Origin of the sequence: Georgenia satyanarayanai, assembly GCF_009193135.1 — a bacterium.
Classification (GTDB): Bacteria; Actinomycetota; Actinomycetes; order Actinomycetales; family Actinomycetaceae; genus Oceanitalea; species Oceanitalea satyanarayanai.
The window spans coordinates 278,847-292,803 of record NZ_VUKC01000003.1 but is presented as its reverse complement, the minus strand read 5'-3'; the positions used below and the strand labels follow the sequence as shown (position 1 = coordinate 292,803).

The 13,957-nt window shown below is 74.2% G+C and carries 13 protein-coding genes; 8 read left to right on the top strand and 5 right to left on the bottom strand.

The genetic code is table 11. From position 1 onward, the window contains the following. Positions 1-645 (bottom strand): FadR/GntR family transcriptional regulator, encoded by a 645-nt coding sequence (locus GD632_RS06325; protein ID WP_193311368.1) that lies wholly within the window; start codon positions 643-645, stop codon positions 1-3. An 80-nt stretch (positions 646-725) separates the two neighbouring features. Here GD632_RS06325 and GD632_RS06320 point away from each other — a divergent pair, with 80 nt between their 5' ends. The 5 genes from GD632_RS06320 to GD632_RS06300 all read left to right on the top strand — a co-directional run bounded on the left by GD632_RS06320 (position 726) and on the right by GD632_RS06300 (position 6,478). Continuing rightward, positions 726-1,931, top strand: a complete 1,206-nt coding sequence (locus tag GD632_RS06320) for an MFS transporter (protein WP_226924665.1) — start codon at positions 726-728, stop codon at positions 1,929-1,931. A gap of 71 nt (positions 1,932-2,002) precedes the next feature. Continuing rightward, positions 2,003-3,178, top strand: coding sequence for an RtcB family protein (locus GD632_RS06315; protein WP_152189942.1), 1,176 nt, complete (start codon positions 2,003-2,005; stop codon positions 3,176-3,178). A gap of 267 nt (positions 3,179-3,445) precedes the next feature. After that, entirely contained in the window at positions 3,446-3,970 is a 525-nt protein-coding gene (locus GD632_RS06310; protein WP_193311367.1) for a CarD family transcriptional regulator, read from the top strand. A gap of 37 nt (positions 3,971-4,007) precedes the next feature. Continuing rightward, positions 4,008-5,504 carry a UDP-N-acetylmuramoyl-L-alanyl-D-glutamate--2,6-diaminopimelate ligase gene (locus tag GD632_RS06305; protein WP_152189938.1) on the top strand — a complete coding sequence of 499 codons (1,497 nt, stop codon included), beginning with the start codon at positions 4,008-4,010 and terminating at the stop codon, positions 5,502-5,504. Positions 5,505-5,572: 68 nt separating this feature from the next. After that, positions 5,573-6,478: a universal stress protein gene (locus GD632_RS06300; protein WP_193311366.1), complete on the top strand. Its 906-nt coding sequence runs from the start codon at positions 5,573-5,575 to the stop codon at positions 6,476-6,478. A gap of 6 nt (positions 6,479-6,484) precedes the next feature. On the opposite strand, the gene GD632_RS06295 is transcribed toward GD632_RS06300, so the two are convergent. After that, a complete protein-coding gene (locus tag GD632_RS06295) occupies positions 6,485-7,228 on the bottom strand; it encodes an AAA family ATPase (RefSeq protein WP_152189934.1) in 744 nt (247 codons plus the stop codon). A 29-nt stretch (positions 7,229-7,257) separates the two neighbouring features. Next, on the bottom strand, positions 7,258-7,506 hold the full coding sequence (locus GD632_RS06290) for a hypothetical protein (RefSeq protein WP_152189932.1): 249 nt from the start codon (positions 7,504-7,506) through the stop codon (positions 7,258-7,260). Between the two features lie 59 nt (positions 7,507-7,565). On the opposite strand from GD632_RS06290, the gene GD632_RS06285 reads away from it, so the two are divergent. Together GD632_RS06285 and dinB are read left to right on the top strand one after the other, a co-directional pair. Next, positions 7,566-8,399, top strand: coding sequence for an LLM class flavin-dependent oxidoreductase (locus tag GD632_RS06285; RefSeq protein WP_152189930.1), 834 nt, complete (start codon positions 7,566-7,568; stop codon positions 8,397-8,399). Positions 8,400-8,547: 148 nt separating this feature from the next. Then, positions 8,548-9,810, top strand: coding sequence for a DNA polymerase IV (dinB, locus tag GD632_RS06280; protein ID WP_152189927.1), 1,263 nt, complete (start codon positions 8,548-8,550; stop codon positions 9,808-9,810). Positions 9,811-9,817: 7 nt separating this feature from the next. Here dinB and GD632_RS06275 read toward each other — a convergent pair whose 3' ends face one another. Continuing rightward, the gene (locus tag GD632_RS06275; RefSeq protein ID WP_152189925.1) at positions 9,818-10,753 is read right to left on the bottom strand and encodes an NAD(P)-dependent oxidoreductase; all 936 of its coding nucleotides are present in this window, start codon (positions 10,751-10,753) and stop codon (positions 9,818-9,820) included. 75 nt (positions 10,754-10,828) lie between these two features. Between GD632_RS06275 and GD632_RS06270 the strand changes: the two genes are divergently transcribed. Then, entirely contained in the window at positions 10,829-12,085 is a 1,257-nt protein-coding gene (locus tag GD632_RS06270) for an alpha-hydroxy acid oxidase (protein ID WP_152189923.1), read from the top strand. A gap of 3 nt (positions 12,086-12,088) precedes the next feature. Here the strand turns inward: GD632_RS06270 and GD632_RS06265 are convergent, their stop codons facing one another. Then, positions 12,089-13,861 carry an alkaline phosphatase D family protein gene (locus tag GD632_RS06265; protein ID WP_226924663.1) on the bottom strand — a complete coding sequence of 591 codons (1,773 nt, stop codon included), beginning with the start codon at positions 13,859-13,861 and terminating at the stop codon, positions 12,089-12,091. Between the last annotated feature and the right edge of the window lie 96 nt (positions 13,862-13,957).

The window sequence follows — 13,957 nt, the reverse complement described above, 5'->3', positions numbered from 1 at the left end:
TCAGTCGGGGAGCGCGTCGATGAGCGGCTCGAGCACGGCGGACACCGCCTCCGCGGCCTCGGTGGGACGCTGCTCGACGATCGCGCGGACGAGCTGGGCGTGCTCCTGCGGGTGCGGGTCGACGTCCGCGTCGACGTCGTCGGCGAGCACTTCCGCGTAGATCGGCGTGAGGCCGTCGTAGAGCTCGACGAAGAGCTCGTTGTGCGTCGCGACGGCGACGGCGCGGTGGAGGTCGAGGTCCGCGGCGGTCCGGAGCCGACGGTCGTCCTGCTCCCACGTGCGGCTGCGGGCGTCGAGGGCGGTCTGGAGGGCCACGACGTCGGTGTCGGTTCGGCGCCGCGCCGCGATCCGCGCGGCCGCGCCGTCGATGGCGGCCCGCAGCTCGAGGCCGTCCCGGCGCCGGGCGCGCGTCGCACGTCGCGCCAGCGAGGTGACGAGCTCGGAGCGCGCGATGACGAAGGTGCCGCGCCCCTGCTCGCGCCGGACGAGGCCCGCCTGGACGAGTGACTGGACGGCCTCCCGCACCGTGTTGCGCCCGGCGCCGACCCACGCCATGAGCTCGGCCTCGACCGGGATCCGTTCCCCGACGGGCCACTCGCCGGAGGCGATCGCCTCGTGGAAGCGCGCCGTGACGGCGTCGGTCATGCTCGGCGCCTTGCGCACGGGGGGTTGCTGTGCGCTAGTGTCTGCCCGATTCATCCCATCATCCTACCTTTGAGGTCGACATGAGCGACAAGGCCCGGGCCAGCGTGCTGCCCCTCCTGGCGATCGTCCTGACCGCCCTGAACCTGCGCACGGCGGTCACCGGCTTCACGCCGCTGCTCGACACGATAGGCGCCGACCTCGACTTCGGGCCCTCCCTGTACGGGGTGTTCGGCACGATCGTCACGGCGTGCTTCGCCGTGTTCGGCCTCGCCGCGGCGCCCGTGGCGCGCGCGCTCGGCCTGGAGCGGACCCTCGCCGTCGCCGTCGCCTTCACCACCGGAGGCATCGTCCTGCGGGCGCTGGCCCCGTCCACGGGGGTGCTGGTGGCCTCCACCGTCCTCGCCTTCGTCGGCGTCGGCGCGTCCAACGTCCTCGTCATCCCGCTCGTGAAGAAGTACTTCTCCGCGCACCTCAAGGCGGTGAGCTCGATGTACATCGCACTCCTCCAGGTGGGGCAGTTCGTCGCGCCCCTCGCGGCGGTGCCCGTCGCCCTCGTCGCCGGGTGGCGCTGGGCCATCGCGATGTGGGCGTCGACGACCGCCGTCGCCGTCGTGCTGTGGGTCGTCCTCGCGGCACGCGCGGGCACCGCCGCGCCGGTGGAGGCCGGGCCGCAGCGCCTGGGCGGAGCGTGGCGCACCCCGCTGCTGTGGTCGCTCGTGCTCATGATGGGCATCACCAGCCTCAACGTCCACGCGATCTTCACCTGGCTCCCGGCGATCCTCATCGACGCCGGCGCCGACCCCGAGTCCGGGGGTGCGCTCGTCGCGCTCTTCTCGGTCATCGGGCTGCCGGCGGCGTTCGTCGTCCCGCCCCTGGCGATCCGGCTCCGCAACCCCTTCGGCATCGTCGTCGTGTGTGTCGCGGCCATGGTGGCGGGCTATGCCGGCCTCCTGGTCTCGCCGGACGCGGGCGCGGTCGTGTGGGTGGTGCTCCTCGGGCTCGGCGTGAGCACCTTCCCCCTGTGCCTCACGCTCGTCAACGCGCGCACGCGCACGACGGCGGGCTCGACCGTGCTCTCCGGCGCCATGCAGGGCGTCGGTTACGCCATCGCCTGCATCGGCCCGTTCGGCGTCGGTGCCCTCTACGCGGGATCCGGGTCGTGGACGCGGGCGTTCGTCGTCCTCTTCGCGAGCCTCGCGGTCCTCCTCGTCAGCGGCTTCGTCGCCTGCCGTCCCACGCTGCTCGAGGACCAGGTGCGCCCGGCGCCGGTGCCAGCACGCGTCTGACCGTGCCCGGGCGGGCGGGCCGCGGGTCACGTGCCCGTGCCGGACCGCCGCGGACCTGACAGGGTCGGGCCATGGAGCGCGTCACCGACAAGCTGTACTCCTGGGCCTCGGTCATCGACCCGCAGGCCCTGGCCCAGGCGCGCCTGACGGCCGAGCTGGACATCGTCGACCCACACGTGGCCCTCATGCCGGACGCGCACGTCGGCATGGGCGCGACCGTCGGTTCGGTCATCCCCACGGTGGGCGCGGTCATCCCCGCGGCGGTGGGCGTGGACATCGGCTGCGGGATGGTCGCCGTCCGGACGCAGTTCACCGTCGAGCGGCTGCGCGGGGCCGGCCGGTCGCTGGCGGTCCTGCGCGAGGCCGTCGAACGAGCCGTGCCGCTCAGCCCGGGCAACTACAACCGCAAGGTGTGGGGCCGTGCTCCGCGGGCCGTGGCCGAGCTGGAGCGCCTGGCCCGCGAGGAGGACGTCACCCCGGAGGGCTACGCGAGGAACTGGCGCCTGCAGCTCGGCTCGCTCGGTGGAGGCAACCACTTCATCGAGGTGACGGCGGACGAGGAGGGGCGGGTGTGGACCTTCCTCCACTCCGGCAGCCGCGGCGTGGGCAACCAGATCGCCCGCCGCTTCATCACCGCCGCCCAGCGGGCCGCCGACCGCCGCGGTGACCATCTCGCCGACCGCAACCTCGCCTACCTCACCGAGGACGATGCCGAGCACCACGCCTACCTCGCCCACCTCCACTGGGCCCAGGAGTTCGCCCGTCTCAACCGTGAGGTCATGATGGACCGGGTCGTCGACGAGCTCGGCCGCTTCCTCGACGAGGACGTGCAGCGCCTCGAGGAGGTCAACTGCCACCACAACTACACCGCGGTCGAGCAGCACGCCGGCGGGCGCCGTCTCATCTCCCGCAAGGGCGCGATCGCTGCTCACGCGGGCGTGCGCGGCCTCATCCCCGGTTCGATGGGCACCGCGTCCTACGTCGTCACCGGCAAGGGGGAGGAGATGTCGCTGTGCTCGGCCCCGCACGGCGCCGGCCGGGCGTACTCCCGCACCCAGGCCCGCCGCACCTTCACCCAGGCCGACCTGCGGCGGCGGATGGCCGGGATCGAGTACCGCGACCTCGCCGCCTTCGTCGACGAGATCCCCGACGCCTACAAGGACGTCGACGTCGTCATGGCCGACGCCGCGGACCTCGTCTCCGTGGACCACGTGCTGCGTCAGCTCGTCAACGTCAAGGGCCAGTGAGCGTGCCGCGGCCGCGCATTCGGGGAAGCGGGAAAATGTGGTGCAGGCCACGGGCTGGCAATTTGTTGCCAGTTCTGCGATGATGATATGTGCTGGCTCGCGGAGGTCGGGCGCTCCCACTGGATGTGGCTGCGAATTCCTCCGTGTCCTCACGCCGCCCGGACGATGTCGGGAATTCAGCGGTAGGGCGGTTGAGACAGTCGTCGGCTGCCTTTTCAGGTATTTGCCGGCACCGAGTGTGGCGCTCTTTTAGCGAAGGGTCACGCGTTGAATTTCACCACTGGTCAGATTGTCGTCCACCCCCATCACGGACCGGCGACGGTCAAGAAGGTCTCCACGCGCACCATCCGCAAGGAGAAGGTGACCTACGTCGAGCTGGACGTCCACAACTCCGACCTGGTCGTCACCATGCCGGAGAACCGCGCTGCCGAGGTGGGCGTCCGTCCCGCCGTCGACGTCGCGGGCGTCCGGGAGATCATCGACGTCCTCCTCGCGCCGAGCCCCGAGCAGGAGACGGTCTGGTCGCGCCGCATCAAGGCCAACGGCGACCGCCTGCGCACCGGTGAGATCCTCATCATCGCCGCCCTCATCCGTGACCTGACCCGGAGCAACGAGGAGAAGCGTCTCGCCTTCGGGGAGATGAAGCTCCTGCGCGACGCGAGCGGCCCCTTCGTCACCGAGCTCGCCCTCGTCCTGTCCCGCACCGAGGAGGACGTCGCCACCATGGTCGACGCCGCGATCCTCGAGGGCGTCCGACCCGCCATCGACCAGGAGCTCGCCACCGCGAGCTGACCCGCGGCGCCCGCCGGGGGCACCTAGGCTTGGTCGCATGAGACTTGGTGACCTGGCTGCCGCACTGGACCTCGAGCCGCCCGCCGAGGCGGAGGCATCGACCGAGGTGCGCGGCGCCACCCACCAGGCCGACTGGGCGGGCCCCGGCGACGTCTTCGTCGCGGTCCGCGGCGCCCGCGTCGACGGCCACGGCTTCATCGCCGACGCCGTCGGGCGCGGCGCCGTCGCCGTCCTCGGCGAGGGCCTCCCCGACGGCGTCGCCTGCCCGGTCCCGTACCTGCGGGTGCCGCGCGCCAGGGCCGCCCTCGCCGACGCCGCCGCGGCCCTCGCCGGCCACCCGAGCCGCGAGCTCACCGTCCTCGGCGTCACCGGCACCGACGGCAAGACGACGACGTCCGCGCTGTCGCGCCACCTGCTCCGCTGCGCCGGCCGCCGCACCGGGCTGCTCTCGACGATCGGCTACGAGCTGCCCGACGGCGTGCTGCGCCAGCCGCCCACGCACTTCACCACCCCCGAGGCGCCGCAGGTCCAACAGATCCTGCGAGCCATGGTCGACGACGGCGCCTCGGACGCCGTCGTCGAGGCCTCCTCCCACGCGCTCGCCCTCGACCGCGTGCGCGGCGTCGACTTCGACGTCGCCGTCTGGACGAACCTCACCGGGGAGCACCTCGACTTCCACGGGACGATGGAGCGGTACTTCGCCGACAAGTCCCTCCTCGTCCAGCGCGCCCGCCACGCCGTCCTCAACGCCGACGACCCGTGGACCGAGCAGCTCCTGCCGATGGCGCCCAGCCGCACGACCTACAGCGCGGAGGGCCGGGAGGCCGACTGGTGGGCAGCGGACGTCGTCGAGGGGCCGGACGACCTGCGCTTCACCGTCCACACCCCGGACGGCTCCGCCGCGGCCGTGCTGCCGATGATCGGTCGCTTCAACGTCGCCAACGCCCTTGCCGCCATGGCCGGCGTCCACGCTGCCGGCGTGCCGCTCACCGAGCTCGTCGCGGGGCTGGCGACATTTCCCGGGGTCCCCGGGCGGATGGAAATGTGCGAGCGCCGGGACGGCGACCCGCGGGTCATCGTCGACTTCGCCCACACCCCGCCGAGCCTCGACAAGGCGCTCGCCACCGTGCGCGTGACGACCGAGGGCCGCCTGTGGGTGGTCATCGGGTCCGCCGGTGGGCCCCGCGACCCCTCCAAGCGGGCCCCGCTGGGGGAGGTCGCCACCCGGATGGCCGACGTCGCCATCCTCACCGAGGAGGACCACCGCGACACCCCGCTCGCCGAGATCCTCGCCGAGATGGAGCGCGGCGCGCGTGAGGCCGGGCGCTCGAACTTCCTCAGCATCGGTGACCGGCGCGAGGCGATCCGCCACGCCGTCGGCCAGGCCGCCCCCCAGGACACGGTGGTGCTCGCCGGCAAGGGTCCGGAAGCCACGCTCGAGCGGGACACCGAGACGATCCCGTGGGACGAGATGGGAGAGGCGGCCGCGGCCCTCGCGCGTCGCCGGGAGCAGCACACCGCCGCCACACCGTAGCGCCCCGGGCCGAAGGTCCCCGATCTCCCGCCGTCCACCGCGCTATGAAGGAGGTGGAGGCGATGATCATGACGAGGTCAGCCGACAGGAACCGCCCGGTCATCGTGGGGGTCGACGGCTCCGCGCTCGCGGACGCCGCGGTCCTCTGGGCGGCGGCCGAGGCGGAGCGCAGGGGCACCTCGCTGCACGTCGTCCACGCGTTCGTCCACCTCCACGCCGTGGGTGGGTACGTCGCGGTGCTCGACACCGCCGACCCGCTCGAGATCGGCGGCGAGGTGTGCGAGCGAGCGGCACGCACGGCCCGCGAGGCGTTCCCGGCGCTCACCGTCACCACCGAGGTCCGCGTGGGCCGCGCGGCGCCCGAGCTCATCAAGGCCTCGCGCGAGGCCACCACGCTCGTCCTCGGTGCGCGCGGGCACGGTCGCGTCACCGGCCTCATCGTCGGCTCGGTGTCGCAGCAGGTGGCGATGCACGCGCAGTGCCCGGTCGTCGTCGTCCGTGGAGGTGCGGAGCGCGGACGCGTCGTCGTCGGCGTCGACGGCTCCCCGGCCGCGGCGGGCGCGCTGCGCTTCGCGGTCGAGCACGCCGCCGCGACCGGTGCGCCGGTCCGGGCCGTGCGGGCCGAGTACGTGGAGCTCCCCATGGGCGCGCCTCCGGGCGACTGGTACAGCGACCTCGTCGACAGGTCCGAACGGGCGACCGAGGCGGCGCGGCGCGCCGTGGAGGAGGTTGCGGCCGACCACCCTGCCGTCGACATCGAGCTGCAGGTGGTGCGCCGCCACCCCGAGGCCGCCCTCGTCGAGGCGGCCGACGGTGCGAGCCTCCTCGTCGTCGCCAAGCGCGGTCTGGGCGGGTTCGCCGGTCTCATGCTCGGCTCGGTGAGCCAGAGTGTGCTCTCCCGCGCGAAGGTGACGGTCGCGGTCGTCCCCGGCGGGGAGGAGCCCGAGCACCCCGACGACCCGCAGGCGGCGTGATCCCGCTCAGTCGCCGAGGTGGCGCAGGTAGCGTCCGGGAGCGTCGAGGAAGGCACGCCAGTGGCGCACGACCTCCAGCTCGTCCCAGGCCACCTCGGTGATGCCGGCGTCGTCGAGCTGGAGGACACGCGCACCCGGCAGCGCGGTGAGGATGGGGGAGTGGGTGGCGCACAGGACGTGCCGCTCCCCGGCGGCGAGCTGGGCGAGGACGTCGAGGAGCGCGAGGGACGTCGAGAAGGACAGCGCCGACTCCGGCTCGTCGAGGAGGACGACGCCCGCCGTACGCACCCAGGAGCCGGTGAGCATCTCGACGAAGGACTCACCGTGGCTCAGCTGGTGCAGCCGGTGCGGTGACGGCGGCCCGTCGGCCGGCGCGGAGGCGTCCTCGAGGTAGCTGACGAAGCGGTGCATCGTCTCGGCACGGAGGAAGAAGCCCCGGCGCCAGGCCGCCCGTTCCCTCCACACCGGACGGAGGCGGTCGCCGAGGTCGGAGCGGTCGCTGGCGCGGCCGCGCTCGGCGCCGCCGGCGTGGTCGGTGGACCCGCCGTCGGCCGGGATGCCGAGAGCCTCGGCGACGGCCTCGACGATCGTCGACTTCCCCGCCCCGTTCTCCCCCACGAGGAAGGTGACGCCCGGGGGGATCTCGAGACCGTGCTCGAGCAGGTGGGCGACGGCGGGCACGGAGTCGGGCCACGACGCGGCGTCGACGGACGCGTCCGGGTGGCGCTCGATGCGGAGCAGGGCGGGCACGCGCCCACTGTGCCAGGGCGTGCCGACACTCAGCCGGTGGGTCCGACGTGGGCGACGCTCGTCGTGTACCCGTGGGCCAGGCCCTGGGTGAGCGCGGCGACCAGGGCCGGGACGTCCTCGGCGGCGACCCGCACCGTGCCGGTGCACACGTGGCCGTGCCACAGCGACAGGACGACCACGCCGTCGTCATGGTGCCAGGACACGCGCAGGGCTCGTCCATCGCCGCGGACGTCCGCGACGACCTCGCCCCGCGCGGGCAGCGCGACGATGCGTCCCATGGCCCCATGATCCTCCGCCGAGCCTGGTCTGACCAGACCCTCGCGAGTAGCGTCGGGCCATGAGGTACGGCGTCGTCGCGTCCTTCGGGTCGGTCGAGCAGGTCCTGGGCGTGGCGGTCGCCGCCGAGGAGGCCGGCTGGGACGGCTTCTTCACCTGGGACGGCATCAGCGTCGGGACGATGGACACCTTCGACCCCTGGGCGCTGCTCGGGGCGGTCGCCGTCTCCACGTCCCGGATCCGGCTCGGGGCGATGGTCTTCGCCCTCGCCCGCCGCCACCCGTGGAAGGTGGCGCGGGAGGCGATCACCGTGGACCACCTCTCCGGCGGGCGCCTCGTCATGCCGGTGGGCCTCGGCGCCGTCGACGACGGCGCGTTCCGCCGAGTCTCCGGCGCGCCGACCGAGCGGCGCACCCGCGCCGAGCTCCTCGACGACTCCCTCGCGATCCTCGACCTCGCCTGGCGCGGGGAGCCCTTCAGCTTCGCCGGCACCCACCACCGGGTCGAGGACCTCGTCTTCCGGCCGACGCCGGTGCAGCGGCCCCGGGTGCCGGTGTGGGTGGTCGGGGCGTGGCCCTCGACGCGGTCGATGGACCGGGCGCTGCGGTGGGACGGGGTCCTGCCCCAACCGATGGGCGGGGTGGGAGAGCCGGTGACCCCACAGATGGTCACCGACATCCGGGCGCTCGCGGCCGAGCGGCGCGCGGACGGGGGAGCGGGCTTCGACGTCGTCGTCGAGGGAGTGCTCAGCGAGCGTGACGCGGCTGCGACCACCCGCGTGCGCGAGCTCGCCGACGCCGGGGCGACGTGGTGGGTGGAGTCGCGATGGGAGGGGGAGGAGTCGCGGCCCGAGAACGTCCTCGCGCACGTCCGGAGAGGGCCGCCGCGGGTCTAGCCTCGAGCCGGCGTCCGGATCCCGCCACCAGGGCGAGAGGAGCGCCGCCGACACGCCGCACGCACCGCGCGGACCAAGGGCGCACCCGGCCGCGGTTGTCGTGGGACCTGCCACCCCTATCGAACGTGCGTTCGAGTATGCTGGTCCCGTGTCCTCCACCGGACCGACCATCCTCCACGCCGACCTCGACGCGTTCTACGCCTCGGTCGAGCAGCTGCTCGAGCCCGCGCTGCGGGGGCGGCCCATCGCCGTGGGCGGCAGCGGCCGCGGGGGCGTCGTCCTCGCCGCCTCCTACGAGGCCAAGGCGCACGGCGTCCAGGGCGGCATGGCCGGGTGGAAGGCCGCACAGCTGTGCCCGGGCCTCACCTTCGTGCGTGGCTCCTTCCACCGCTACCAGGCCATCGCCGACGACGTCATGGCGATCCTCGGGGACGTCACGCCGCTCGTCCAGCGGATCTCCATCGACGAGGCCTTCCTCGACGTCTCGGGTTCGACACACCTCTTCGGGGCCCCCGCCGCGATCGGCGCGATGCTGCGGCAGCGGGTGCGCGCCGAGGTGGGCCTGCCGATCTCGGTCGGCGCCGCCCGCACCAAGCACCTGGCCAAGATCGCCTCGCAGGTGGCCAAGCCGGACGGGCTGGTCGTCGTCGAGCCCGACGACGAGCGCGGCTTCCTCGACCCCCTTCCCGTCGGTCTCATCTGGGGCGTCGGCCCGGTGACGAAGCAGCGGCTAGCCGACCGCGGGATCCACACGATCGGCGACCTCGCGCGGTCCGAGCGCTCGGCGATGGAGCGCTACCTCGGGCGCGCGACGGGTGGGACGCTGCACAGCCTGGCGCACAACGAGGACCCGCGCCGGGTGAGCACGTCCACCCGTGCCCGCTCCGTCGGCGCCCAGTCCGCCGTGGGCCGGCGCCCGGCCACCCCGGAGCTCGTCCGGGAGGTGCTCAGCCACCTCGCCGAGCGCGTCGCCGGCAGGCTGCGCGCGAAGGACCGCGCCGGGCGCACCGTGACGGTGCGGGTGCGCTTCCTCGCGATGCGCTCGGTCACCCGCTCCCTCACGCTCCCCGGCCCGGTCTCCGCGACGCTCACCCTCACCGAGGTCGCCGAGCGCCTCGCGTGGCAGGCGATCGACGAGGAGGAGGGCGAGCGGCCGGAGATCACGCTGCTCGGCATCTCGGTGTCGAAGCTGACCTCGCAGGCGGCCATCCAGCTCGAGCTGCCGCTGCCGCCACCCGACCCGTGGCGCCCGGGGTCCGAGACCGGGGCCGCGCGGTGGGCGCTGGACCGGTCCGTGGACGCGGCCCGCGAGCGCTTCGGGCGCTCCGCCGTCGGCTACCTGCCCGCCGCGATGGGCCGCGCCGCCGGGGTGCCCGAGGCGTTCCGGGAGCTGGCCGAGAAGGAGCTGTGAGGCGCCGTCAGTAGCCGCGCCCGATGTCGACGGCGTGCCGGGGCGTGCGCCCGACGGCCAGCGCGGCGCGGGCCGCGACGATCGCCTCGACGACGTCCTCGGGTTCGGTGGGTCCGGAGACGTGCGGCGTCACGGTCACCTGCGGGTGGGTCCAGCGCCAGTCCTCGGCGGGCAGCGGCTCGGTCTCGTGGACGTCCAGGACGGCGCGGCGCACCCGGCCGGCGTCGAGGGCCGCGCGCAGGTCGTCCAGGACGAGGCTCGCGCCGCGGCCGACGTTGACGACGACGGCGCCGTCGAGCCGCTCCAGCAGCGTCGCGTCGAGGAGCCCGCGGGTGCCGTCGGTCAGCGGGAGCGCGTTGACGAGCGCCGCGCACGACGCGAGCCGCGGTCCGACGTCGGGAAGGGCGACGACGTCGGCGAAGGCCGCCGCCGGCGTGCCACGGGTGTTGACACCGACGACCCGGAACCCGGCCCCGCGCAGCGCCTCCGCGACGCCCGAGCCGATCTCGCCCGTCCCGAGGACGACGACGGTCCGTCCGGCGACCCGCGGTGACGGCAGCGGCTCCCACCGCGCCGCCAGCTGCTGCGCGGCGTACTCGCGCAGGTGCCACGCGTCGGCGAGGAGGTGGGCGAGCACGTAGCTCCCGATCGCGGCCGGCATGCCGCCGACGGTCCGGGTGAGCACGACGTCGTGGCCGGTGAGCTCCTCGATCACGCGGTCGACACCGGCCATCGGCAGGTGGAACCAGCGGACGGACGAGTCGGCGAGGTTCGGGGGGACGCTGAAGCCGGTGTAGCTGTCGGCCCACGCGGCGTCCTCGGCCGACAGCGGGCCGTGCGTGACCGTCCGCGTCCGGAGGTCCGGCAGGGCGGTGGCGAGCTCGCCGGCGAGCCGGGCGCCGTCGCGGCCGGCCAGGAGCATGCGGTGGGGGACGTGAGGCACGACGTCGACCGTAGCGTCAGCCGTGCGCCAGGTCCCAGTACAGTTCGGAACCGATGCAGACCTGGAGGAGGGCCGATGCCGCCGCGTGACCCGTTCCCCGGCCGCCAGCTGCCGCGCCCGAGTGAGCTCACCGAGCTCCTGCGGTTCAAGCGACCGACCCTCAACGCCCGCCGGCGCCGGCTCGACGCCGCCCTCACCATCGAGGACCTCCGCGCGATCGCCAAGCGGCGCACCCCCGCAGCGGCCTTCGACTACACCGACGGCGCCGCAGAGGGCGAGCTGTCCCTGCGCCGCGCCCGGCAGGCGTTCCAGGACATTGAGCTGCACCCCTCGATCCTGCGCGACGTCTCCCGCGTGGACACCTCCACGACCGTCTTCGGCGGCCCCTCGGCCCAGCCCTTCGGGATCGCACCCACCGGCTTCACCCGGCTCATGCACACCCACGGCGAGCACGCGGGCGCGGCCGCCGCCGGCGCGGCCGGCATCCCCTTCACGCTCTCGACCCTCGGCACGGCCTCCATCGAGGACGTCACGGCGGCCAACCCGCACGGCCGCAACTGGTTCCAGCTCTACGTCATGAAGCAGCGCGACATCTCCTTCGGGCTCGTCGAGCGCGCCGCACGTGCCGGTGTCGACACGCTCATGTTCACCGTCGACACCCCCGTGGCCGGTGCGCGTCTGCGCGACACCCGCAACGGCTTCTCGATCCCCCCGCAGCTGTCCTTGCGGACGGTCGCGAGCGCCGTGCCGCGCCCGTGGTGGTGGTACGACTTCCTCACCACCCCGCGGCTGGAGTTCGCCTCCCTGTCCTCGACCGGCGGCACGGTCGGGGAGCTCCTCGACTCCGCGATGGACCCGTCGGTCACCGACGCGGACCTCGCGACGATCCGCGGGATGTGGCCCGGGCGCCTCGTTGTCAAGGGCGTCCAGACCGTCGCGGACGCCCGCCGGCTCGTCGATCTCGGCGTCGACGGGATCGTCCTGTCCAACCACGGCGGGCGCCAGCTGGACCGCGCACCCGTGCCCTTCCACCTCCTGCCCGACGTCGTGCGCGAGGTCGGCGCACACACCGAGGTCGCGCTGGACACCGGGATCATGAACGGCGCCGACGTCGTCGCCTCGGTCGCCCTGGGGGCTCGCTTCACGCTCGTGGGCCGGGCCTACCTCTACGGCCTCATGGCCGGTGGGCAGGAGGGCGTCGCGCGCGCCATCGAGATCCTGTCCGGGCAGGTGGCACGCACGATGCGGCTCCTGCAGGTCGCCTCGCTCGAGGAGCTCGGGCCCCAGCACGTCACCCAGCTCCAGCGACTGGTGCCCCGGCCCCGCCCGTAGGCCTCAGCGACGGCGGCCGGTGCGCCGGCGCAACCGGCCGAGCAGACCCCGCCGCCCGTCGGGGTGCACGCGGGCGAGCGGCCGGCCCCTGGCGCTCCCGGCGGGCGGGACGTCGAGCTCGAGGTCGGCGACGACGGCGAGGTCCGGCCGCTCCTCCGGCGCGCCGACCACCCGCCCCCCGAGCCAGGCGGTGCGCAGCTGCCCGCCGTCGATCTCGAGCACCGCGAGGTTGTTGTCGAACCACGGACCGGCGATCCCGTGCCAGCGCCACGGCGGCTCGGGCAGGCGCGCCAGCCGGGAGAGGAGCGCGCCCAGCGGCCGGGCCCCGTGCGAGCCGAGCGCCGCGACGGCACGCAGCGCCCGGGGCAGCGGGTTGCGGATGGGGGAGCACACGAGCTGGAGCATCCGTGAGCCGGACGCGCGGTCCACCTCGGTGATGTAGGAGAAGTGGACGTCACCGGACAGGAAGAGCACCGACGACGGCGGGGCCCCGCGCCGTCCGTCGGCGACCTCGGTCACCATGCGCGCCACCGCGGCGAAGGACCGGCTGAAGGCGCCCCAGTGCTCGAGGTCGAGCTCCTGGCGCAGCCACTCCCCGGCCGTCGCGAGCCGGCGCCCGAGCCTTCCCCCGGCGAGCGCCTCGTCCAGCGCCTCGACGCGGTGCAGGCCCATCGGCAGGAGGAAGGGCAGGGACGTCGCGACCAGCAGGTGCTCGACGCCGCCGGTCAGCTGGTCGTCCAGCCACCTCATCTCCGCGTCGTCGAGCATGGACCGGCGAGCCGGGTCGAGCTCCCGCGCCGCCCGCGAGTCGACGACCACCAGCCGCGAGCCGCCCAGCGGGTGGGTGTAGCTCCACCGGTAGCTCTCCGGCTCCCGGTCGGCGCGCTCGGCGAAGGCATCGACGGCGTCGCTGAGGTCGACCTCCTCCGCGGGCGCTGCGGCTCGGCGACGCTGCAGCTCGACCCACAGCGGGTCCTCCTCCCGTTCGGCGGCGGACAGGTTCCCCAGGTGCTGGTAGACCCAGTACGAGCCGAGCGCGGCGACGATCCGCCCGTGCCACCAGGTCGTCGCCTCCATCTGCCGGCGCCAGGTGAGGGAGGTGTTCCAGTCGTCACGCACGTCGTGGTCGTCGAAGATCATGAGCGTCGGCAGCCGGGACAGCAGCCAGCGCAGGGCCGGCTCACCCCAGGCGAGGCGGTAGAGGTGGGCGTACTCCTCGAAGTCCGCCAGCTCGTCGCCCGGCTCCTCGGTGATGTCCCGGCGCGCCTCGATGAACTCGCGCATCTCGGCCGACGTCGCGTCGGCGTAGACCTGGTCACCGAGGAGCAGGAGGAGGTCCGGTGCCTGCCCGAGCGGCCCCACCTCGCCGTCGGCCAGGGCGAGCGCGTAGGTGCGTAAGGCGTCCACGCCGTGGGTGAGGTGGTGGACGTCGTCGTGCGGGACGCTCGTGCGGCACGAGCCGAAGGCCAGCCGCACCGGGCCGTCGTCGGCCCGGGCCGACAGCGTGCTCGCGGGGAAGGGGGTGTCGGGAGCGGGCCAGGCGACGACGTCGTCGACGAGGACCTCGTACGCGACCCTGCCTCCGCGACGCAGGCCGGTCACCTCGACGAGTGCGTAGTGGTGGCCGTGGACGGCGAAGGTCGGGGCGGACCAGGTCCCACCGCCGTCCGTCAGGCGCACGGTGGCCGTGGCCGCGCGGGCGGTCTCCACCCACACCGCGGCCGAGGTGCCCTCGACGCGGCGGACCATCGGGCCCAGCACGAGCTCTGCTGCCATGGGAGCAGTGTGCTCGCGCGGGGGCGCCCGCGTTGCCCGATCGGGCCCTGTGCGTGGCTGCCCTCGGGCTCTACCATCGAGCCAGCGCCGGCAGGG